A 22,965-nucleotide genomic window follows, 5' to 3' on the forward strand; every position below is an offset into this window, starting at 1 on the left:
ATAAGCATGTTAAGCGATAAAAATACTTGTGTCACCATTCGCTTTGCAGTTTCGAAAACAAGGGATGTGTTGATTTGCCTAAATGAGATAGTCAGATCGAGCTATTTGTTACGTTAAGTGGGGGAGAAGTAAAACAAGAAAGGCTGTCAATTCGACAGCCTTTCTTGTTTTTTATAACATAATTACACCTTTTATCTTGGCGACTTCCTTGTAGAAGTAAATAACCTGATCGGCATCCTTGACGGGCAGCGTTACCGTGATGGAAGTATACTTACCTGTCTTGGAGTCCTTGAAATCAAATTTGGCATCTGTATCATCGAATACTCGCTGAATCTGATTGAAATGATCCTGGTCTTTCGGTAAGATAAACTTGTATGTATAATCTTTAGGAAATGTTTCCATGTCTTCCAGTCTTTCTTTGAAAGTTTCATAGAAGTCCTTTGGATTATCGCCACCATCGGGGATGTCCTGTATATTGATGTTTTTGTAATCTGTCATTGTTGTTCTCCTTAATATGTATTAAGGTATTAACAAATATTAATCCACGAAGGTTTTACTGACAATATTTCAGTTAATTATTGTCTACGCTCGAGGGCCAGTCTGCTTTGTTTTTACCGAAGTTCTTATTGGGTGTTGCACTCATTTCAATTTCCATATCACCCCCTTGCAATAATTGAGCATGGGTAATAAATGTTTTTGTATAGGGCTTGCCGTCTAATTTGATCGATTTGATGTACGTGTTTGTTTTGCCCTGGTTTTTCACTTTAATAGACAGGGTATTGCCATTTGGAAGATTGATGTTGGCATGGTCCATCATCGGTGAACCAAAGACGTAGACGCCACTCATCGCATTTAACGGATAGAATCCCATCGCTGAAAAGACGTACCAGGCACTCATCTGGCCTACGTCGTCATTTCCGCAAAGTCCGGCTGGTGTATTGGTGTAGAATTCGGTCATTGCTTTACGCGCGAGTGCAGCCCCTTTCCATGGCTGGCCCGCGTAGGCATACAGATAGGGGATATGATGGTTCGGTTCGTTGCCTTGCGCATATTGACCGATTAGACCAGAGATATCCGGCGAAGCTTCGCCGCCCAGGTCTGACGACATGGTTGTGAAGTAATCTAGTTTCTTTAAAAATTTCTCTTCACCCCCAAAAAGACTGATCAGGCCTTTGACATCCTGTGGCACCAGCCAGGTGTATTGCCATGCATTGCCTTCGCAGTAATCGTTTTCACGGTGCTTGGCCATTAACGGGTCAAAGGGGCGGCGGAACTCACCATTGGCTTTGCGTCCGACAAAATGGCCGACTTCCTTATCAAAATATTGCTCATAAAGTTTGTAACGCTTTTTGAAGTAGATGGCATCTTCTGTCTTCCCAAGTTTCTCCGCAATTTTATAAGCGCCAAAGTCCGCAATGGCGTACTCCAATGCCCAGGCCACGGACTCATTTGGCATGCTGTCGATAGGGATGTAGGTCAGATCGCGGGCGTATTTTAAACCATGATCGTTGCCCATGGCCGTTGTTTTGACCGCTTCCCATACCAAGGGATAATCTTTTTCATCTATAATCCCTTTGAGCAGCGCATCTGCAATGACCGGTATGGCTGGAAGGCCAACCATGGTATTGGTCTCATTTCCCTGTAAATGCCACATGGGCAATTTGCCCTGCTGTTGATAAATGGCCAGCATGGTTTTGATAAAGTCCTGGTTGATTTTGCGATCTTCAAGGATTGTCATCAGCGGATGCAGCCCACGGTAGGTGTCCCACAGCGAGAATACGGTATGATTGACAAAATCCTGTTTTTCGTATACCTGCTTATCGGTCCCCATATAATCGCCGTTGGCATCGTTAAAGATCGTCGGTGCAAAGTAAGTGTGGTATAACGCGGTATAGAAGATGGTCTTTGTCTCTTTGTCTGCTTCAAACTGGATTTTGTTCAAAGTTTTATTCCAGCGCTGATTGGCTTCTTGCTTTACCTTTTCGAAATTCCAGCCGCGTGTTTCGGCCTCGATATTATTCAGGGCATTGATTGAGCTGACCGGCGAGATTCCGACTTTCAGCTCCATGGTACTGTTTTTAGCAGCATCAAAGAAAAGCGCTGCTTTGATCGCCTGCCCTTTGAATGTGGTCTGCCCAAGTTTTTCATCTTTACCGTCGAAAAATCTTACCTTCTGTATCGGCTGCGATGTCCGGATGGCAAAATAGAGTTTCTGATCACTGGCCCAGCCTGTGGAGAAACGGTAACCTACAAAGGTTGAATCATTGACCTGTTTGATGTAAGTGTCTGTCGGTTTATCCCAGTTGATGTGATAGCCAAGGTCGACCAGAATGTGCGCATTGTCCGTTTTATCGTATTTGTACTGGTGATATCCCACGCGTTCTGTAGCAGTCAGGTTGGCCTGCACCTGATAGTCTTCCAGATAGGCGCTATAAAAGCCCGGACGTGCCACTTCCTTTTCTTTTTTGAAGGACGAACCATAGCCTGTATGCATCTTGTTGAATTCTGCAGGCGTGAGCTGCAGTTTTCCGTTGGCCGGAACGATCATCAGATCATTCAGATCGCCGATACCTGTTCCACTGAGATGGGTATGTGTAAAACCTAATATTTCCTGGCTTTTATAGTTGTAACCGCTACACCAGTCCCATCCATTGAATTTGTCCCACACCTGCGGGATCTGAGTAGGCCCCAGTTGAACTGCTCCCAGGGGGACATTGGCCCCGACAAAGACGTGACCATGGTCCGCCGACCCGATAAAGGGGTTGACATATGCTGTTAAATTTTGCTGTGCCTGAACGCAAAATGGTAGAAATACTGCGCCCAGTACTGTTTTTAATAGTTTATTTCCTGTCATAGGTTTTGTTTTCGGGTATTTGAAACTGCTTAAAATTAGTAAATAAAACCTTTTAGCGCAATTTTATTATTATTTTGGTAAATTGTCTTTTATTTTTTTACTTTAGTAATCTTCGAAATAAAAACTTAACAAACCTACTCTACATGAAGAAACGTATTCTGATCAGTGATATCGCAAAGGCGCTAGGAATTTCTGTCACCACCGTATCTTTTATTTTGAATGACAAGGCGAAGGAAAAGCGTATCAGTGAAGCTTTGACCAAGCGCGTACTGGACTATGTCAAGAAAGTAGGGTATAAGCCAAACGAACTGGCGAAGAGTTTGCGTACGGGCAAGACCAAGATTCTGGGTTTGATTATCGAAGATATCTCCAATCCTTTTTTTGGAAACGTCGCACGTCTGATCGAAAGCAAAGTGTATGAGCAGGGATACCGTATTATTTACTGTAGTACTAACAACGATGTTGCGAAGGCAAAGGAGCTTATCCAGATGTTTTACGACCGCCAGGTCGATGGCTTTATTATCACGCCATCAGACGGTCTGGAAGACACGGTGAAGCAGCTGCAGCAAAATAATATTCCAGTGGTGCTCTTTGACCGTTATTTTCCGTCGCTGGAAACCGACTATGTGGGCGCGGACAATTTTCAGGGAGCTTTTGATGCCAGCAACCACCTCTGCCAGCAGGGATACAAGCGTATTGGCTTTGTGTCGCTATATTCAGACCAGACACAGATGAAGGAACGTTCTGAAGGCTATCTGAAGGCCATGGATAACAACAAACAGCAGAGCTTCATCCAGAAGGTGCAAATGGACGCTTCGGATGAAGAGGCCATGGAGTCCCTGCGAGATTTTATCTGCGAGAACCGTTTGGATGCCGTTTTATTTTCGACCAACTATCTGGCGATCTCTGGACTGAAGGCTTCTAAAAGCTATGGTTTTGCCATGCCGGCGATGATTGCCTTCGACGACCATACTGTATTTAAATTGCTCGAGCCATCTATTACGGTGGTTTCCCAGCCGATCAAAGAGATTGCGGAAAACCTGATCAATATCCTTTTGCTGCGTCTGCAGGGTAAAATAAAAGCAACACGCAAGATGGTGTTGCCCTGCGAACTGAAAATCCGCGAATCGACCAAACCCAAACTTACGGCATAGGGTCAGCTACGAATTTCATCGAAATGGAGTTCACGCAATGACGTGTGTTTTTTGCGGTGAACCCTTCGCCATTAAAAACATGACCGAGGTGGGCGCCACATGTGCTGCAGAGGATCTCGGTCCGCCGTCCATCAGCATCCGTCTCACGCGTGATGGCTCCGGGGATTTCGTCGTCAAAACTCGGCCACCCGCAACCAGATTCAAACTTTGACTCCGACCGGTAGAGCGGGCTGTCACAGCGCCGACATATATAAGTGCCCTTCGCTTTATTGTCCAATAACGCCCCAGTAAATGGACGCTCTGTTCCTTTGTGAACGATGACATACTCTTCTTCTTTGCTCAGCGTGTTGTACTTTCTGTTTGTTTCCATGACCTTTTTAATTATTATGCTGCCTGGAGCGCGAAAACTGCTGCGAGACATCACATCCGGCATGCAGGTGACCTGTGCTCCTTACCTGTAAAGATACGGAAAATTTATGCAAACAAGGCCGCTTCACTAGCCCTGAAAGCTATCTGAATTACTCATTTTAGATTGTCATGAAAATGTCTTAATTTTGAATGGATAGCCGATGAAAAGTTGTAGCTGTAATACTACTTTAGTAAGGAAAATAATCGATTTTGTGGCTGTTTTAAATTAATTGTTTAGAATGATTATAAATTGATATTAAAGGTCACAAAATTGTCAGCGATTTGTTAATAAATCATACTTTTGTGGCATTGTTAGGGGGGTAGTGGCTCCTTTAACCATGGGATTTAATTTTTTACATTCACAAATAAATAGTATAAAGTGCTAAATATGAGAACTATCTCATCCGTTTTGGGAAGCCTTGCGAGGGTGGTGTCAACGAGTTTGATGCTATTATTTGCCGTTACGACGTTGCATGCGCAAGATGTCAAGGAAGGTGAAAAAATCTTCAAATCTAAGTGTACATCCTGTCACGCCATTGACAGAAAAGTAGTTGGGCCTGCTTTGAAAGGAGTTCCGGATACAAAGTCTGAAGAATGGTTGATCAAATGGATCCGTAACTCTCAGGCATTAATTGCCTCTGGCGATGCTGAAGCAATTAAGATCTTCGAAGAGTATAACAAGTCGGTGATGACTTCGTTTACGGATTTGTCTGATGACCAAATTAAATCGGTGATCGCATACATTAAAGATGCGTCTGTCGAAAAACCAAAAGAGGCAGGTGCTGCTGGTGCTGCTGCGAAAGATGATAATGCTTCAACGTTCATGATCCTGGGCTTGATCGCAGTTGTTGTTTTGGCGGTTGTGGTTATCGTGGTGTTGAATCGTGTGATCCGTACCTTAGAAAATGTAATTGCTAAAAATCAGGCTGCTATCGAAGCTCAACAAGAGCCGGAAGATAGTCAGCGTTTTGTGAAGTTTGCGAAAGCATTTGTTAAAAACAAAAAGTTAGTTGGATTCACGGTGTTGATGCTGGTTGCATTATTAGCTGTAGGTGGTTGGAAAACGATGTGGAACGTTGGTGTTCACGAAGGGTATAAACCTGTTCAGCCGATTAAGTTCTCGCACCAAATTCACGCTGGTGTCAATAAAATTGAGTGTCAGTACTGTCACGGTGGTGCATATAAGTCGAAAAACGCTTCGATTCCATCGGCCAACGTATGTATGAACTGTCACAATACCATTACGGCTTCTGAGCATTATGATGGGGAAATTTCTCCAGAAATTGCGAAGATCTACCGTGCATTGGACTGGGATCCTGAAACGCGTACTTACGGTAACAATCCAAAGCCAATTCAATGGATCCGTATCCACAACTTGCCTGACTTTGCTTACTTTAACCACTCACAACACGTTGTGGTGGCAGGAGTAGAGTGTCAGACTTGTCACGGTCCGATCCAGAATATGGAAGAAGTGTATCAATACTCTCCATTGACTATGAAATGGTGTGTGGATTGTCACAAGAAGACAGATATCAAATCGGATAACAAATATTATGAAGATTTGATCAAAGCTCACGAGAGAATTAAGAAAGGTGAAAAAATGACTGCAGCCATGATCGGTGGTCTTGAGTGTGGTAAATGTCACTATTAATAATTATTTGAAATACGCAATCTTATATACAGCTTAAATGGATAGCAATAAAAAATATTGGAAAGGTTTGGAAGAGTTAAATCAGACTCCTGCTTTTGTTGAGGGAAGCAAAGGTGAGTTTGCCGAATCTATTCCTGTAGAAGATGTATTAAACGAAGCTGGCTTGAGTACTAAAACTCCCCGCCGTGACTTCTTGAAAGCATTAGGTTTTGGTTTGGGTGCTGTTTCTTTAGCGGCTTGTAACCGTACACCTGTGCATAAGGCAGTTCCTTATTTAATTAAACCTGAAGAGGTTACTCCAGGTATTCCTAACTATTATGCTTCGACATTTAATGGACAGAGCATTTTGGTGAAAACCCGTGAAGGCCGTCCAATCAATGTGGAGCCTAACCCGAATGCGGTTGGTCTCAACCAAGGTTTGGATTCAACTGCTGCAGCTTCAGTATTGGACCTATATGATGAGTCTAAATTGAAGCAGGCGCAATTGAAAGGACAGGATGTAGAGTGGTCTAAATTAGACGCTGAAGTGGTCAAAGCATTGAACGCTGCGGCATCTTCAGGCAAGCAGATTACCATTGTGTCCAACACGGTAAATAGTCCTTCTACCTTGGCAGCTATTGCGGCATTGGCCGGTAAGTTCCCGACAGTAAACCATGTACAATACGACGCGGTATCATACAGCGGTATCATTGAAGCAAATAAAGCTTCATTCGGTAGAGCTGTTATCCCTTCATACAATTTTGATAAAGCAAACGTTATCGTTTCCGTAGCTGCTGATTTCTTAGGAACTTGGCTGGCTGGTGAAGAACATACACAGCAATACGCTAAAAACCGTGATTACAAATCGTTGAAGAACGGTAAAATGTCACGTCACGTGCAGTTTGAGTCTGGTCTATCCATGACTGGTACCAACGCTGACGCGCGTATCGCTATCAAACCTTCGGAAGAAGGAGCTACCCTGATCGCCTTATATAACGCGGTTACTGGTCAGTCACTTCCTGGTGCTACCACCAACAAGAAAGCGCAAAAAGGTGTGGCATTAGCCGCAAAAGAATTAGTGAACAGCAAGGGTGCAGCCGTTGTTGTGGCTGGCTCAAACGATGTGAATGTGCAGGTATTGGTAAATGCCATCAACGTTGCTTTGGGTGCGTATGGTACGATCATCGACCTGGATAACTACTCCAAGCAATATCAAGGCTCCGATGCAGCGTTTCAGGCTTTCCTGGCAGCGGCGAAAGCAGGTCAGGTTGGTGTCGCTTTCTTCTTGAACAGCAACCCAGTCTATGACTACTTCAAAGCCGACGATGTGAAGGCTGCTCTAAAACAGATTCCTTTCACATTATCATTCTCGTCACGTGCGGATGAAACGGCTTCTGAACTGACTGCCATTGCTCCAGCATCTACATTTTTGGAATCTTGGGGTGATGCCAATCCGAAAGAAGGATTGTACTCCATTGTTCAACCTACAATCAACCCTGTTTTCCAAACTCGTCAGGCGGAACAAAGTTTGTTGACTTGGGCAGGAAATAACACAGACATGTACAACTTTGTTAAGAACTTGTGGTCTACACAAATCTTGGCAGGTTCTACCAAAAATTGGGATGCTGTATTGCAAACCGGTTTTGAATATAAAGGTGCGAAAGCTGCGACTGCTCCTGCGTTTACAGGAAATGCTGCTGCTGCTGCATCTGCTATTGAAGCCACGAGCAAAGCTATCGTAGGAGAATTTGAATTGAAACTTTACGAACCTGCTGGTCTTCGCGATGGCCGTTATGCCAACAACGCATACCTGCAGGAATTACCAGATCCGGTGTCTAAAGTAACTTGGGACAACTATGCTGCTTTAAATCCAAAAGACGCTGAGAAATTAGGCTTAGGGGAAGACGGCAAAGTCACTGTAAAAGCAAACGGTGTCGAACTGGAGTTACCCGTAGTACAACAACCTGGTCAGGCGCAAGGCACCGTATCCATTGCAGTGGGTTATGGTCGTACCAAAGTAGGTAAAGCTGGTGATAACGTAGGTAAAAATGCGTTTCCTTTCGCGTCGATCATCAACGGTACTGTACAAGGCGTTGCGAAAGCATCGGTAACGAAAGCTTCTGGTACTTATCAATTGGCTCAGACACAGACACACCACACCATCGAAGGTCGTAATGTGATCCGTGAGACTACATTTGCGAAATATTTGAAAGATCCGAACTCGGAGGCGGGACGTTTTACAGATAATCACAAAACGTACGATCTTTGGAATAAATATGAGCAGCCAGGTCACAAGTGGGTTATGGCGATCGACCTAAATGCTTGTACAGGTTGTGGTGCTTGTATCGTCGCTTGTAATGTGGAGAACAATATTCCGGTAGTAGGCCGTGATGAGGTGCGTCGTCGTCGCGAAATGCACTGGTTGCGGATCGACCGTTATTATACGATCGAGGGCAAAGAGAAAGATCTGACCAAAGAAAAAGAAATTGCAAAAGCTTCAGATGATCTGGATTTTGAAGATATTACGGTTGTTCACCAACCGATGTTGTGTCAGCACTGTGGGCACGCTCCTTGTGAGACGGTTTGTCCGGTATTGGCAACAGTACACTCTTCAGAAGGTTTGAACCACATGGCGTACAACCGTTGTTTCGGTACTCGTTACTGTGCAAACAACTGTCCGTTCAAAGTACGTCGTTTCAACTGGTTCGCTTACTGGAATGATTCACGCTTTGACAACTACCTGAACAATGAGTTTACACAGTTGGTATTGAATCCGGATGTGGTAACCCGTTCACGTGGGGTAATGGAGAAATGTTCAATGTGTATCCAACGTATCCAAGCCGGTAAATTGCAGGCCAAAATCGAAAATCGCAAATTGAGAGATGGCGATATCCAAATGGCTTGTCAACAAGCATGTTCGGCTAATGCAATTATCTTTGGTGATGCTAATGATCCTGAATCTGAAGTATCCAAAGCGTTGCGCAACGAGCGTGTTTATTACGTACTTGAGGAAATCAATGTTCAGCCGGGTATCGGTTATATGACAAAAGTTAGAAACACTTTTGACGCGTAATCTTGTACAATATTTGAAATAAAAATACTATGTCATCGCATAACGAATCAATATTAAGAGAACCATTAATGACCGGTAAGGACATCACGTATGCACAAATTACGGATGATATCTTACTACCGGTTGAAAATAAACCGAATAAAGCATGGTGGATTGGTTTTACCGTTGCTGTATTAGGTGCTTTATTATGGGTAGTGAGCGTTAGTTATACCTTTTGGACAGGTATCGGCGCTTGGGGTCTGAATAAAACAGTTGGCTGGGCTTGGGATATCACCGACTTCGTATGGTGGGTAGGTATCGGTCACGCTGGTACGTTGATTTCAGCTGTATTATTAATTTTCCGCCAGAACTGGCGTAACTCCATCAACCGTTCCGCTGAGGCGATGACGATCTTTGCGGTAATCTGTGCGGCCACATACGTTGTGGCTCACATGGGACGTCCTTGGTTGGCTTACTGGATCTTCCCGCTTCCAAATCAGTTTGGATCCCTTTGGGTTAACTTTAACTCACCATTGGTATGGGATGCTTTCGCGATCTCGACTTACTTTACGGTATCCTTGGTCTTCTGGTACTGTGGTTTGTTGCCGGATATCGCGACGATCCGCGACCGTGCCACTGGTTTAAAACAACGTGTATATTCTATCTTATCATTCGGCTGGAATGGTTCTGTGAAGACTTGGCAACGTTTCGAAATCGTGTCATTGATCTTGGCAGGTATTTCCACCCCACTGGTACTTTCTGTACACACCATCGTATCCATGGACTTTGCAACATCCGTTATCCCTGGATGGCATACAACGATCTTCCCGCCGTATTTCGTGGCAGGGGCGATCTTTTCGGGCTTTGCGATGGTACAGACCTTATTGCTGATCTTACGTAAGGTCATGAATTTTGAGAACTACATCACGATGTTCCATATCGAATCCATGAATATCATCATCATGACCACCGGTTCTATCGTGGGTGTGGCTTACTTAACGGAGTTGTTTATCGCGATGTATTCTCGTTCGGAGTATGAAATGTACGCTTTCGAGAACCGTATGTTGGGTCCATACGCATGGGCATACTGGTCGATGATGACATGTAACGTAATTTCTCCGCAGTTATTCTGGTTCAAAAAGATTCGTACAAGTATTCCAATTTCCTGGATCTTATCCATTGTGGTGAACATCGGTATGTGGTTCGAGCGTTTTGTAATCATCGTGACTTCATTGCACCGTGATTACCTGCCTTCATCCTGGGCAATGTTCTACCCAACTTGGACAGACGTGGGTATCTTTGTAGGTTCAATTGGATTATTTTTCACGTTATTCTTGTTGTTCTTACGTTTCTTGCCAGGTATCGCTATCGCCGAAGTGAAGCTGTTGTTGAAATCATCATCATTACAGCATAAAACTAAATTGGCTCAGGAAGGCGCATTCCCTGCAGAGCAAGTTGAGTACTTCCAGGAATCATTAGAGAAATATGATTCAGTGACAGAAGAAGAGATTAAAGAATTATCAGTTAGAAAATAATCAGCAATGAGCAATACAAAATATATATTAGGTAGTTTTGCGGATCCGGATGATTTGATGCATGGGATCGACAAATTGCAAGCAAACAATATAAGTATTTATGACTGCTTTACTCCGATGCCTATTCACGGCATCGAAGCGAAGTTGGGTGTAAAACCTTCTCGCTTACCGATTGCAGCATTTTGCTTTGGAGCATTAGGAACGACATTGGGTTTCAGTCTATTGTATTATACGATGGTATACGATTGGCCGATGAATATTGGTGGTAAACCCTCTTTTGCCATGCCAAACTTTGTTCCTGTAACATTTGAGGTTACCATTTTATTGTGTGCTTTGGGTATGGTTGCTACGTTTTTCTTCCGTAACCATTTATTCCCTGGACGTGCGCCACGTGTAATGGACCTGAGAGCAACAGATGACCGTTTCATCCTTGCTGTAGATGCCAAAGAAAATACAGATCACGCTTTGATCGATAGCTTGTTGAAAGAAGCGGGTGCTGTTGAAGTTAAGTACAATGATAGAAAATATGTTAGCTATGAATAAGAAGAATTTACTTGGAACTGTATGCGCAGCTGTAGCATTGACAGCACTTGTTTCTTCTTGTGGTGATAAAACAACTCGTAGTACAGGTTTGGAGTTTTCTCGCAACATGTACGATCCACTTGCGTTCAATCCGGATCAGCCCAATGCGAATTTTGCTGATGGAAAAACAGCACAGACGCCACCTAAGGGTACCGATCCTGTTGGTTTCACTCGCTTTGAGTATGCCAATACGTTAGAGGATTACGAACGTGCTGGAAGAGAAGTTAAAAATCCGTTGCTTGTCAACGCAGAAAACCTGGAGAAAGGTAAAGCGTTGTTCACAACTTACTGTTCGGTATGTCACGGAGCAGAGGGTAAGGGGGATGGCCCGTTGACCAAAGATCGTAGTGTAACTGATTCTAGAGGTACTCGTCAATTAGAGAACTTTCCGCCGCCGCCATCTTATCATAGAACGGACGCGGCAAACTCTTCAAGAGGTGGTTTGATGGCTGACTTGACAGATGGTAAAATTTACCATACGATTTATTATGGTCACAACTCCATGGGATCTCATGCATCTCAGCTGTCTCCGGAAGAGAGATGGAAAGTTGTTATGTATGTTCACGAATTACAAAAGAAATAATCAACATCAGATATATAAATGGGAACTCACAGTCATCATCACGATTATAATTTCAACGAGCGATACGAGTTTGCTGGCAAAGCTAAAATGTTCAGTATTGTCGCTGTTGTACTCGGCGTAGCTGCTGTAGCTATCGGGTTGCTTTCGGGCGATCACGCAACTGTAGAGCGTACTTACGCCAACTTGTTATTGATGGGTTATTACTTTACATGTGTGTGCGCAGCTGGAGCATTCTTTGTTGCCTTGCAATATGTAACACAGTCTGCATGGTCTGCAGGTCTGGTACGTATACCTCAAGCTATGGCGAGTGTATTGCCAATCGCGGCACTTTTGTTAGTGGTTATTGTTGGATTGGGTTTATCTACTCATAATCTCTACCACCACTGGCATGGTGAAGGTCTATTGGATAAAAGTAGTCCAAATTACGACCCGATCATCGAAGGAAAGTCGGCTTATTTAAATGTACCTTTCTTTTTAGCTCGTCAGGTTATCTTTTTAGGTGTTTATAGCATTTTTGCTGTCATCCTTGCGAAACTTTCTTATAAAGAGGATTTGGAAGGCGGATTGGCTTCGTATAAAAAGTCATTCAAATTGTCAGCAATCTTTTTGGTTATCTTCGGATTCACGACGCCGATCTGGGCATTCGATACGGTGATGTCATTAGAAGCGCACTGGTTTTCGACCATGTTTGGCTGGTACAACTTCGCCGCCATGTGGGTAAGTGGTTTATGTGCCATTACAGTCATACTGGTCGTATTGAAGAAAGCTGGTTATATGAACTGGGTAAATGAAAACCATCTGCACGATTTGGGTAAACTCATGTTCGGTTTCTCGATCTTCTGGACTTATGTGTGGTTTGCACAGTTCATGCTGATCTGGTATTCGAACATTCCTGAGGAAACAGTTTATTTCTACAAACGTTGGGAACCCGAATACAAACCTTGGTTTTGGTTGAGTATTATCATTAACTTTGTTGCGCCATTATTACTTTTGGTGGATCGCGATGCAAAACGTAAACAGAATGTGATGTTGTTTGTAGGAATTCTGTTGTTGGCTGGTCACTGGTTGGATTACTACATCATGGTTATGCCCGGAACTGTTGCAGAACACAGAGGATTTGGTATCATCGAGATCGGAACTACACTTGGTTTCTTAGGTTTGTTTGTCTTTTTGGTGATGAGCAAATTGAGTAAACAAGCATTGGTGCCTAAAAACCATCCGTTCTTGGATGAGAGTTTACATCACCAAATATAGTTTTACAGGAAGGTTACGTAAAAACGTTATAAAAGAAATGAGCTTTAAATTAAATAATAGATTCAAATCCATCTCGGGTTTTGTGCTTGCACTAGGGTTGCTTTTTGCAAATCCTATCCTAGCGAGTCAACAAGATACAGTAGCATCTGATTCTGCTAAAGTGGCGACTACTGCGGTAGCTGCTCCTGTGGCTGCGGATTCCGTTGCAAAAGATACAACAGCTGCAGCAGGTACTGCTGCTGTTGCATCTGCTAGTTCTTCTACGGAAGCTAGCGCAGCTGCTCCTGCTGCTGAAGAAGTGAAGCAGATAGATCCTCAGGTTTATAAAAACTTCACATATTATGTCCTGTTGTTCTTGGTTGTTTGTACAGTGGTTGCAGTTATCGGCAAAGTGCTTTCGATCTATGAACTGACAAGAAAAATGAACGGTAAATACAATCCGTTTGCGAACAACACGTTCCAGTCGGTATTGTTCTTCATCTTTTTGGTGGTATTCCTATACGGTGTGTATTGGACGTATACACACTGGGGTATTGAATACTGGAGATCAGCGGTGACTGAGCATGGTGAACGTATTGATACCATGTTTATCATCACGACTGCGATCACGACATTTGTGTTGGTCATCACACACATCTTGTTGATGACGTTCACATTCTTGTACCGTATGCGTGCAAAACGTCAGGCTTATTATTATCCGCACAACAATACGATAGAGAAAATCTGGACCATCGTTCCCGCTGTTGTATTGACGGTGTTGGTATTATTTGGTTTCTTTACGTGGAGATCAATTACAAATATCCCTGAAGATCTTCAGAAATCCGCTCTTCAAGTGGAGGTGTTAGGTGAGCAGTTCCAATGGCAGGTGCGTTATCCTGGTATCGATGGCGTGATTGGTAAGCGTAACTATAAAATGACGACACCAACCAACTCTTATGGTATTGATTTCAATGATAAGAACTCCTGGGATGATATTCAAGCTTCTGATATCGTATTACCTGTAAACAAATCTGTTCGTTTCCATATCATTTCGAAAGATATTATTCACTCGTTTTATATTCCTGACTTCCGTGTTCAGATCAACGCTGTACCGGGGATGACCAACTATTTTCAGTTTACCCCTACGGTAACCACAGAAGAGATGCGTGATCGTCTGGGAGATTACAACTATGATTTTGTCATGTTATGTAATAAAATCTGTGGTCAAGGCCACTACAACATGCAGAAGAAAGTAGTCGTGGTTACAGAGGCTGAGTATAAAGAGTGGTTAGCTAAGCAAAACAAATATTTTACTGAGGAGCTACAGAAGGAGTTCAGCGGTAAAACAGCTAACGTAAAAAAGGATAGCGTACAAGTTACAGCATCTTTGAACTAATTAAGAATTTTTGAATATAAAATCGAATATGTCAAGTACAGTAATATCGCATAGCGCTGAACATCACGATTCGCACGGACATCATCACGAGGAATCCTTCATCAGGAAGTATATCTTTTCTGGTGACCACAAGATGATTGCCAAGCAATTCTTGATCACTGGTATCATCATGGCAGTTTTTGCGATGCTTTTATCAGTATTATTCCGTATCCAGTTAGCATGGCCGGATAAAGAGTTCCCTATATTAGAAGTATTCTTAGGCAAATGGGCTGAAGGTGGCCGTATTAAGCCTGATTTTTTCCTCTCTTTGGTGACCATTCACGGTACTGTCATGGTATTCTTCGTGTTGACAGCGGGTCTATCGGGTACATTCAGTAACTTACTGATTCCATACCAGATCGGTGCACGCGATATGGCGTCGCCGTTTATGAACATGTTGTCATACTGGTTATTTTTCGTTGCATCGGTCATTATGGTCGCTTCTTTCTTCGTTGAAAGTGGTCCTGCATCGGCCGGTTGGACAATTTACCCACCTTTATCCGCGGTACCTACAGCAATCGCGGGATCGGCAACGGGTATGACCTTGTGGTTGGTTAGTATGGTTCTATTCGTCGCTTCACAGTTGATCGGTGGTATCAACTACGTGAGTACGATTTTGAACATGCGTACAAAGGGTATGGATTTATGGAAAATGCCTTTGACCATCTGGGCGTTTTTCTTGACTGCGATCGTGGGAATGTTGTCATTCCCCGTGTTGGTATCCGCAGTTGTGCTATTGATTTTTGACCGTGCCGCTGGTACGTCATTCTATTTGTCTGACTTGGTTGTACAAGGCCAGATCTTACCTAACGAAGGTGGTTCGCCCATCTTATTCCAGCACTTATTCTGGTTCTTGGGTCACCCTGAAGTATATATCGTTGTGATGCCTGCCTTGGGTTTAACTTCTGAGGTTATCGCGACCAACTCACGTAAACCGATTTTCGGTTACCACGCGATGGTTTACTCGTTGATCGGTATTACCGTATTATCATTTATCGTATGGGGTCACCATATGTTTGTGACCGGTATGAACCCGTTCTTGGGAGGGGTATTTATGATCACTACCTTGATTATTGCTGTGCCTTCGGCTGTAAAAGCTTTCAACTACCTGGCGACACTGTGGAAGGGTAATATCCGTTTCACACCGGCTATGATGTTTGCCATAGGTCTGGTATCTTTCTTTATCTCCGGTGGTCTGACAGGTCTGTTCTTGGGTAACGCAGCATTGGACATCAACTTGCATGATACGTATTTTGTTGTGGCTCACTTCCACCTGGTGATGGGATCGGCATCTATTTTCGGTATGCTTTGTGGTGTATATCACTGGTATCCTAAAATGTTTGGCCGTATGATGAACACGAAATTAGGATACTTGCACTTCTGGTTGACCTTTATCGGTGCGTACCTGGTATTCTTCCCGATGCACTTTATGGGTATCGATGGCGTACCTCGTCGTTACTATGCATTTACTGAATTCGCTTTCATGGCGAAATGGGTATCTGTAAACCAATTGGTGACTTGGGCGGCCATCGTTGCTGCTTTGGGTCAGGTTGCTTTCTTGTGGAACTTCTTCTACTCGATTTTCTTCGGTAAAAAAGCTCCTCAAAACCCTTGGCAGTCCAATACCTTGGAATGGACTACACCGGTTGAGCACATCCACGGTAACTGGCCGGGCGAGATCCCAACAGTACACCGTTGGCCTTATGACTATAGCAAGCCAGGTCATGGTGAGGACTTCATTCCTCAGAACGTTCCTTTCTCTGAAACGATGAGTTCAAACTTGCCTCATGATTTTGAAGGGGATGAGGAAGCTGAGCGTATCCAGGCAGAATGGAATGCGCAGAATGGTAGAAAAGATTAACAAGATAACATAAAATAGAGTAGGCAGAGGCCTACTCTATTTTATACAAGTTTGTATTTTAAGAGGTAGGGGTAGTATTATGTTTCCAGCAGCTGAAAAGCGATTTGTAAAGACCAATTTTATAACAATCATCGTGTTGTTTCTGGTCATTATTGCTGGAGGGGTGGTAAGGAGTACAGGGTCTGGTATGGGATGTCCCGATTGGCCCAAATGTTTTAACCGCATTATTCCACCGACAGATGTCTCCCAGTTACCGCAAGGGTACGAACAGCATTATATTGAGGGAAGAGCAAAGAAGAACGAGCGTTTCGCCAGAATTGTTGAATTTTTTGGCGATAAAGAAATGGCTAACAAGCTCCGTACAGACAAGAGTATCCTGCAGCACGAGGAGTTTAATGCTGCCAAAACCTGGACGGAATATATCAATCGTCTGGTGGGTGTTGTTTCAGGGTTTTGTTTGTTATTTACGGCGGTCTATTCTTTCACTTACCTGAAATCAAAAAGTTCGATCGTTGTTTGGTCAGTGGTTAATCTTTTTGTAGTGGTCGTTCAGGCCTGGTTGGGTTCGATCGTTGTATCCACCAATCTGATGCCCTGGATTATCACGGTACATATGCTTTTGGCGTTAGTAATTGTTTGTATAAGCATATACACGTATTTTAAGGCAGTTACACTACGCGACAAAACAATATTGATTAATCGTTCTTTGGGGGTGTTGAAAGGAGTTGCATTGCTATCCTTGGTGGTGATGCTGACGCAGGTGATTATCGGCACGGGTGTAAGGGAAGAAGTGGACATATTGACCGGTTCGGATATAGCCCGCGAAGACTTTATAACAACTATTGGCCAGCAGTTCGAGGTACATCGCTGGTTGGCATATTGTTCTTTGATTTTAGTTATTGTATTATTCTTTTTGGTCCGCACTAGCTTCAAGACAGGATCGAAGCAATTTAAGTTTGCTTTTATCACATTGATCCTCGTGTGTATCCAAATGCTATCAGGAATTATCTTAGCCCGATTTGCAATACCTGCATTTGCGCAGACGACACATCTGGTTGTGGGCACCCTGTTGTTTGGTGCTCAGTTCTATCTGCTGTTGTTGTTGAATAAGCAGAGGCATTAATTTTGAATTCGGGATTATGTGTAACGGTACATATTTGAGAACACTGATAGTAGGAGGTCTCTTTTAATTATGAAAGAATTTATTTCAGATTTCAAAAAGCTAGTTAAGCTTAGACTTACATTGACTGTGGTTTTTTCCGCGTCGATTGCTTTTCTGATCGGATCAAAACAACAGGGTGATATTATCTGGTTCAACTGGTTGCTGTTGACTTTGGGCGGTTTTCTTGTTACAGGGTCCGCAAACGGTTTTAACGAGATTATTGAAAAAGATTTGGATAAATTGATGAAGCGTACAGAGGACAGACCACTACCTTCAGGGCGGATGACGACCGGTCAGGCCTTGGTATTAAGTGTCTTTATGGGGATTCTGGGTACTTTGGTGCTGGTACGTTTAAATTTTGTCGCTGGCCTATTGTCGGTGTTCTGTATTTTGCTCTATGCATTTATCTATACACCTTTAAAAAGAAAATCACCAATAGCCGTATTTGTAGGTGCATTTCCGGGGGCATTCCCACCATTGATTGGTTACTATGCCGCGTTTTCGCAAGATGATCTGGCCTATTATAGCGGGCATAACGAGGCGGCAATTATTATAATTCCCTTTGTTCTGTTTGCCATTCAGTTTTTATGGCAGTTTCCGCACTTTTGGGCAATTGCCTGGGTGGTGGATGATGACTATAAATTGGCTGGCTTCCGCTTGCTGCCGACTACAAAAAGGGATAAAGTATCCGCTTTTATGGTTTTCATCACAGGATTGCTGATGATTCCAGCTGGTTTTATCCCGTATTACTTTGGCTTTGGTGGAATTTGGTTTACGATAGTGTCCGTGATCGGTGGATTGATGTTTGGATATTATGGTTTTTTGCTGTTTAAGAATTGCGATATTCCTTCGGCAAAGAAAGTCATGTTTACCTCGTTTATCTACCTGCCTGTAACACAACTCGTATTATTGCTTAACTTTATTCCTTTGAAATAATGTTAGATAAACAAGCACAGACTGACGAGAAGTTAGTACAGAGAAAAGCACAGAAATTCAACCTTTGGTTGGGTATGCTGGGCATGTTCATGATGTTTGCTGCGTTGTCCAGTGGTTTCATTGTATACACAGCAAGTGGCGTGGACAAGGGAATCAAGACGTTATTGCCTGACACATTTGTTTATAGTACAATCGTGATCGTGGTCAGCAGTCTTACGATGTTTTTAGCGCATAAAGCCGCTAAGAATGGTGATTCTTCCAAACAGAAGTTGCTATTACTGGTCACTTTTGTTTTGGGCGTCGTGTTTTTTGCATTGCAGGTTCATGCTTGGAATGTGTTGACGGAACGAGGTGTTTATTTTGTGAATAATAACGCATCACAATCCTTTATATACATTTTCACAGGGATGCACTTGGCGCATATTATTGCGGGGTTGATCGTGTTGATTGGCGCGGTTATAGGAGCAAATAAGCTTTCTAAGGACGGCAATCTTTTCCGCATGGATCTTGCCAGTATTTTTTGGCATTTTCTCGATCTTTTATGGATTTATATATATGTTTTCTTACTTTTGAATCAATAATAGTAAACAATGAGTACAACAGTATCGCAATTGGATAAGGTTAAAACTGGTCCATGGAATGGTGGAAAATCACCTTGGAACTTAGAGTATGGAAAAATCATGATGTGGTTTTTCTTGGTAGGGGATGCCTTCACATTTTCTGCTTTTTTGGTTTATTACGGCGCACAACGCTTTTCTCACCCAACATGGCCTGATCCTGATAAGATTTTCCAATCTATCCCAGGTCTTGCAGAGTCGGGACAACCGCTGGTATTCGTAGGTTTGATGACATTTATTTTGATCATGTCTTCAGTAACTATGGTTTTGGCTGTTGAGGCTGGACATCGTAATTCAAAACAGGAAGTGGTGAAATGGATGCTTTGGACAATCCTCGGCGGGATGTGTTTCGTAGGCTGTCAGGCAATTGAGTGGACCCACTTGCACCATATGGGCTTCTGGTTTGGCAAAAACCCTGCAACAGGCTTAGAAGGTGATGCGATTAAAACGGCATTGGCACCTTATTTCACCCACGATATTTCCTATACTTCAGCATTGCAGTTCGCAAACTTGTTCTTTACCATTACCGGTTTCCACGGTTTCCACGTTACTGTTGGTATTATTCTGAACATCATTGTTCTTTGCATGACGTTGAATAATACGTTTGAAAATCGCGGTTCATATTTAATGATTGAAAAAGTAGGTTTATATTGGCACTTTGTGGATTTAGTGTGGGTATTCGTATTTACATTCTTCTACTTAATCTAATTCCTGAACTATTAATTTTAGATCGCTATGTCACAATATCAAGATAATATCGCTCATGGAGAGCACGCTCATGAAGGCGGGATGGATAAAAAAGCCATCTGGAGCGTATTTGGCGTACTTTTGGCGCTAACTTGTCTGGAGTTCTTAATTGCATTGGGTTTTGTTCACCACTGGCAGATTCTGGCGAAAGGTGCTCTAGTCAATACAATCTATATCGTTTTAACTTTGGTTAAAGCCTATTACATTGTTGCATTCTTCATGCACTTAAAATTCGAGAAATCGAGCTTTATCGTTACCGTAGCAATAGTGTTTATTTTTATTATTTATTTTATCGTCCTGATGTTAGTTGAAGGCGGTTTCTTGGCAGGTGCTTTTCAGGAGCATCAGCTATTCCCAAATAAATAAAGTGAATGGACAATAATACTGGACAAAAGAAAGGTATTAAAACAATATTGATCCTGGCAGTAATTCTTTTATTGCCAGGATTTTTATATTTTATACTAAATAAAAGTGGCTCTAATAGCTATGCTTCCTTACCTATTTTGGGCAAAAAGGAAGTACCGGGCACCACTCATCGCAAATGGGGCCGTGATATCCCCGATACAATCTATCACACCGTTCCCCCAGTGGATTTCGTTAATTATGATGGGCGACCTGTGCGGTTGCTTAGCAATGATACGAGTTTGTCTGTGGTACATTTAATGTATACGCGGGATGCTTCACTCTCGCGGATGATGGCCCGGAAGCTGGATCAGATTGCCAATCGTTTTATGCAAAACAAAAAGGTAAAGCTGTATTCCATTACAGTCGACACCGCGTATGATAGACCGGCGGTACTGGCGAATTATGCGAAAGTTTACAAACCATGGACCAAATCTTGGTTTTTTGTGACAGATCCCAGCACCGATATCTTTAAGTTTGCAAAAGAGAGTTTATTACAGGATGCTATTCCCACAGCTGACCCAACGAAGCCCTTTATCATCGGGTCCAACTATTTGTTGCTTGATTCCAGGGGTCGGATCAGGGGAATGTACGATATTAATGTGAAGACGGACGTAGACAGACTGGAAGACGAAATTAAGCTATTGCTCGTGGAAGAGATCCGTCAGCATCCAGCTACAATAGAACAAAGGAGATAATTTGATATATGGAAGAGAGTCTTATTAAAGAGAAAAAATACAGCAAGTGGATTTGGCTGCTGTCTATCGTGATCCCATTGGTCGTAGCAATTCTGTTTTCGGTCAATCTGCAGAAACTGGGCTATAATGTAAAGCCACTGACCTTCCTTCCGCCTATTTATGCCACCATCAATGGCATAACGGCGATCTTGCTGGTCTGGGCCGTTGCGGCCATCAAGAACGGCAATAAATCCCTGCACGAAAGGTTGGTGAAGGTGTGCATCGGTTGCTCCCTGGCCTTTCTCGCTATGTATGTGGCTTATCATATGACCTCAATTGAAACAAAATATGGAGGCGAAGGTATTTTAAGACCGATTTATTTCTTTATTTTGATCAGTCATATTTTACTTTCCATCATCATTATCCCGTTTGTGCTTTTTACCTTTGTAAGAGGTATTTCAGGCTCCTATGCGCGACATAAGAAGCTCGCCCGGATCACCTATCCAATGTGGCTGTACGTGGCTGTGACCGGCGTCATTGTTTATTTGATGATTTCACCTTATTATATTAGATAACCCTCTCGATGGGTATGATCGGCCCACGAGGCTGAGGAATCATGACCAGTAAGACTGGATATTCCGGTTGGAAATAAAAACAAACCAAGTGTATCGGCTCGATACACAGCCATAAGAGCCGACATTTATAATGATTTGCATATGAAACGTATATGGATTTATCAAGCTGACCGCGTGCTTTCCGAAGAAGAGAGTCGGCAGATTTCTGCCGAACTGGCTGATTTTGCTGCACAGTGGAAAGTACACGGTGAACCCCTATCGGCTTCCGCCGAGTTGCGGGATAGCCTTTTTATTATTTTAAAGGTGGATGAAACAGTAGCTGTAGCCTCCGGTTGTTCAATCGACAGCTCCGTCCGTTTTCTGAAAGGGATAGAAGAGCGCTATGATGTGCGGCTTTTTGATCGGATGTGCTTTGCCTACAAATCTACCACTGGCATAGCTGTCTTGGACCGTGCGGGTTTTGAAAAGGCCCTTCACAATGGCGAAATCGACGATGACACACTTGTGTTTGATAATACGATTACTTATGATCATCAGCTGGAGAACGCTTGGGTTATTCCATTTAAGGCGAGCTGGCATAAGCGCTTATTTTCATAAGGAATCTTTTTTCGGCGTAACAGATGCTCCAACAAAGCCAGCGAAATCGGCTGTACAGGATTGCCGATGGCGACGTGCCTACTCCGGAATGGTATAATGGTGCATATATTTCGCGATAACATTCGCCCTTCTGTTGACATATGCGGAGGGGTTGCGTGCATCCCACTGACGTGGGTTGGGTAGGATAGCAATAATTAATGCGGCCTGTTTTTTGGAGAGATTGCTGCCATTTTTGCTAAAGTAATAACCTGCAGCAGCATCTGCACCATAAATACCCTGCCCCATTTCGATAACATTCAGGTAAACTTCAAGAATACGTTTTTTGCTCCAGAACGTTTCGATCAAAACGGTAAAGTACGTTTCGAAGCCCTTTCGTAACCATGAGCGTCCCGGCCATAAGAAAACATTCTTGGCTACCTGTTGACTGATGGTGCTCCCACCGCGTAATTTTTTTCCTGCAGCATTTTTCTTGATGGCGTTCTGTATGCCCTTTAAATCAAATCCCCAGTGAGTCATGAAATGTGCGTCTTCTCCAGCGATGGCCGCGCGTTTCAGATTATCGGAAAGCTCGTCATAGTTTAGCCAGTTCTTCTCAAGCTTGAAGCCTTTTCCTTGCTCTTTAAGTTCAAAGCCGCGCTGTATCATCAGCCAGGTAATCGGCGGGTTGATGAAACGTAGACTGATAACCCAAAAAAGGCTTATCCCGACAAAGTAAAGTATCACCTTGCTGAGGATGCGTAGTATCGGCGATTTTATGGACTTCAGCGGATTGAAGGACTTTGTTTTGAAGCTGTTTTTCTGTTTATTGGAGGTGTTTTTTCTACCGGATCTTTTGATGGCCATGACTCAATTTTTTCGGATACAAACTTAATTTATATTCTCCTTTAATGGAAATGATTTTATCGAGAACTTGTGGGTATTGTTT

At 43.1% G+C, this 22,965-nt stretch carries 21 protein-coding genes; 17 read left to right on the forward strand and 4 right to left on the reverse strand.

The window, feature by feature from the left end; translation table 11 throughout:
• Nucleotides 1–171: 171 nt before the first annotated feature.
• Together K7A41_RS04935 and K7A41_RS04940 are read right to left on the reverse strand one after the other, a co-directional pair.
• A complete protein-coding gene (locus K7A41_RS04935) occupies nt 172–498 on the reverse strand; it encodes a DUF493 domain-containing protein (protein ID WP_051607384.1) in 327 nt (108 codons plus the stop codon).
• A 73-nt stretch (nt 499–571) separates the two neighbouring features.
• Nucleotides 572–2,854, reverse strand: a complete 2,283-nt coding sequence (locus K7A41_RS04940; protein WP_265712833.1) for a GH92 family glycosyl hydrolase — start codon at nt 2,852–2,854, stop codon at nt 572–574.
• A gap of 143 nt (nt 2,855–2,997) precedes the next feature.
• Here K7A41_RS04940 and K7A41_RS04945 point away from each other — a divergent pair, with 143 nt between their 5' ends.
• Entirely contained in the window at nt 2,998–4,008 is a 1,011-nt protein-coding gene (locus tag K7A41_RS04945) for a LacI family DNA-binding transcriptional regulator (RefSeq protein WP_028072505.1), read from the forward strand.
• Here the strand turns inward: K7A41_RS04945 and K7A41_RS04950 are convergent.
• Entirely contained in the window at nt 3,998–4,429 is a 432-nt protein-coding gene (locus K7A41_RS04950) for a methionine-R-sulfoxide reductase (protein WP_416221945.1), read from the reverse strand. The two genes, K7A41_RS04945 and K7A41_RS04950, sit on opposite strands and share 11 nt — an antisense overlap.
• Nucleotides 4,430–4,804: 375 nt before the next feature.
• Here K7A41_RS04950 and K7A41_RS04955 point away from each other — a divergent pair, with 375 nt between their 5' ends.
• The 16 genes from K7A41_RS04955 (at nt 4,805) to K7A41_RS05030 (ending at nt 22,040) form a co-directional block, all read left to right on the forward strand.
• Entirely contained in the window at nt 4,805–6,067 is a 1,263-nt protein-coding gene (locus K7A41_RS04955; RefSeq protein ID WP_265712834.1) for a cytochrome c3 family protein, read from the forward strand.
• Nucleotides 6,068–6,104: 37 nt separating this feature from the next.
• Nucleotides 6,105–9,119: a TAT-variant-translocated molybdopterin oxidoreductase gene (locus tag K7A41_RS04960; protein WP_265712835.1), complete on the forward strand. Its 3,015-nt coding sequence runs from the start codon at nt 6,105–6,107 to the stop codon at nt 9,117–9,119.
• Nucleotides 9,120–9,148: 29 nt separating this feature from the next.
• A complete protein-coding gene (gene nrfD, locus K7A41_RS04965) occupies nt 9,149–10,633 on the forward strand; it encodes an NrfD/PsrC family molybdoenzyme membrane anchor subunit (RefSeq protein WP_265712836.1) in 1,485 nt (494 codons plus the stop codon).
• 6 nt (nt 10,634–10,639) lie between these two features.
• Complete coding sequence (locus K7A41_RS04970; protein ID WP_028072510.1) at nt 10,640–11,176, forward strand: DUF3341 domain-containing protein; 537 nt, start codon at nt 10,640–10,642, stop codon at nt 11,174–11,176.
• A 106-nt stretch (nt 11,177–11,282) separates the two neighbouring features.
• A complete protein-coding gene (locus K7A41_RS04975; protein WP_322784012.1) occupies nt 11,283–11,798 on the forward strand; it encodes a cytochrome c in 516 nt (171 codons plus the stop codon).
• 18 nt (nt 11,799–11,816) lie between these two features.
• Nucleotides 11,817–13,052 (forward strand): quinol:cytochrome C oxidoreductase, encoded by a 1,236-nt coding sequence (locus K7A41_RS04980; RefSeq protein WP_265712838.1) that lies wholly within the window; start codon nt 11,817–11,819, stop codon nt 13,050–13,052.
• A 37-nt stretch (nt 13,053–13,089) separates the two neighbouring features.
• A complete protein-coding gene (locus tag K7A41_RS04985; RefSeq protein ID WP_265712839.1) occupies nt 13,090–14,427 on the forward strand; it encodes a cytochrome c oxidase subunit II in 1,338 nt (445 codons plus the stop codon).
• A gap of 28 nt (nt 14,428–14,455) precedes the next feature.
• Complete coding sequence (locus K7A41_RS04990) at nt 14,456–16,327, forward strand: cytochrome c oxidase subunit I (protein WP_028072514.1); 1,872 nt, start codon at nt 14,456–14,458, stop codon at nt 16,325–16,327.
• Between the two features lie 79 nt (nt 16,328–16,406).
• Entirely contained in the window at nt 16,407–17,450 is a 1,044-nt protein-coding gene (locus K7A41_RS04995; RefSeq protein WP_265712840.1) for a COX15/CtaA family protein, read from the forward strand.
• 69 nt (nt 17,451–17,519) lie between these two features.
• The gene (gene cyoE, locus K7A41_RS05000; RefSeq protein WP_028072516.1) at nt 17,520–18,425 is read left to right on the forward strand and encodes a heme o synthase; all 906 of its coding nucleotides are present in this window, start codon (nt 17,520–17,522) and stop codon (nt 18,423–18,425) included.
• Entirely contained in the window at nt 18,425–19,006 is a 582-nt protein-coding gene (locus tag K7A41_RS05005; RefSeq protein ID WP_028072517.1) for a cytochrome c oxidase subunit 3, read from the forward strand. The genes cyoE and K7A41_RS05005 overlap by 1 nt, the downstream gene beginning before the upstream one ends.
• Before the next feature lie 9 nt (nt 19,007–19,015).
• On the forward strand, nt 19,016–19,750 hold the full coding sequence (locus tag K7A41_RS05010; RefSeq protein ID WP_028072518.1) for a cytochrome c oxidase subunit 3: 735 nt from the start codon (nt 19,016–19,018) through the stop codon (nt 19,748–19,750).
• Between the two features lie 27 nt (nt 19,751–19,777).
• Nucleotides 19,778–20,155, forward strand: coding sequence for a cytochrome C oxidase subunit IV family protein (locus K7A41_RS05015; protein WP_028072519.1), 378 nt, complete (start codon nt 19,778–19,780; stop codon nt 20,153–20,155).
• A gap of 5 nt (nt 20,156–20,160) precedes the next feature.
• A complete protein-coding gene (locus K7A41_RS05020) occupies nt 20,161–20,889 on the forward strand; it encodes an SCO family protein (protein WP_265712841.1) in 729 nt (242 codons plus the stop codon).
• An 8-nt stretch (nt 20,890–20,897) separates the two neighbouring features.
• Nucleotides 20,898–21,443, forward strand: coding sequence for a DUF420 domain-containing protein (locus K7A41_RS05025; protein WP_265712842.1), 546 nt, complete (start codon nt 20,898–20,900; stop codon nt 21,441–21,443).
• Between the two features lie 141 nt (nt 21,444–21,584).
• Entirely contained in the window at nt 21,585–22,040 is a 456-nt protein-coding gene (locus K7A41_RS05030; RefSeq protein WP_265712843.1) for an ABC transporter ATPase, read from the forward strand.
• A gap of 78 nt (nt 22,041–22,118) precedes the next feature.
• On the opposite strand, the gene mtgA is transcribed toward K7A41_RS05030, so the two are convergent.
• On the reverse strand, nt 22,119–22,883 hold the full coding sequence (gene mtgA / locus K7A41_RS05035; protein ID WP_265712844.1) for a monofunctional biosynthetic peptidoglycan transglycosylase: 765 nt from the start codon (nt 22,881–22,883) through the stop codon (nt 22,119–22,121).
• Nucleotides 22,884–22,965 lie beyond the last annotated feature (82 nt).

Source organism: Sphingobacterium sp. InxBP1, from assembly GCF_026191775.1.
In the GTDB taxonomy this organism is placed as follows: Bacteria; Bacteroidota; Bacteroidia; order Sphingobacteriales; family Sphingobacteriaceae; genus Sphingobacterium; species Sphingobacterium thalpophilum.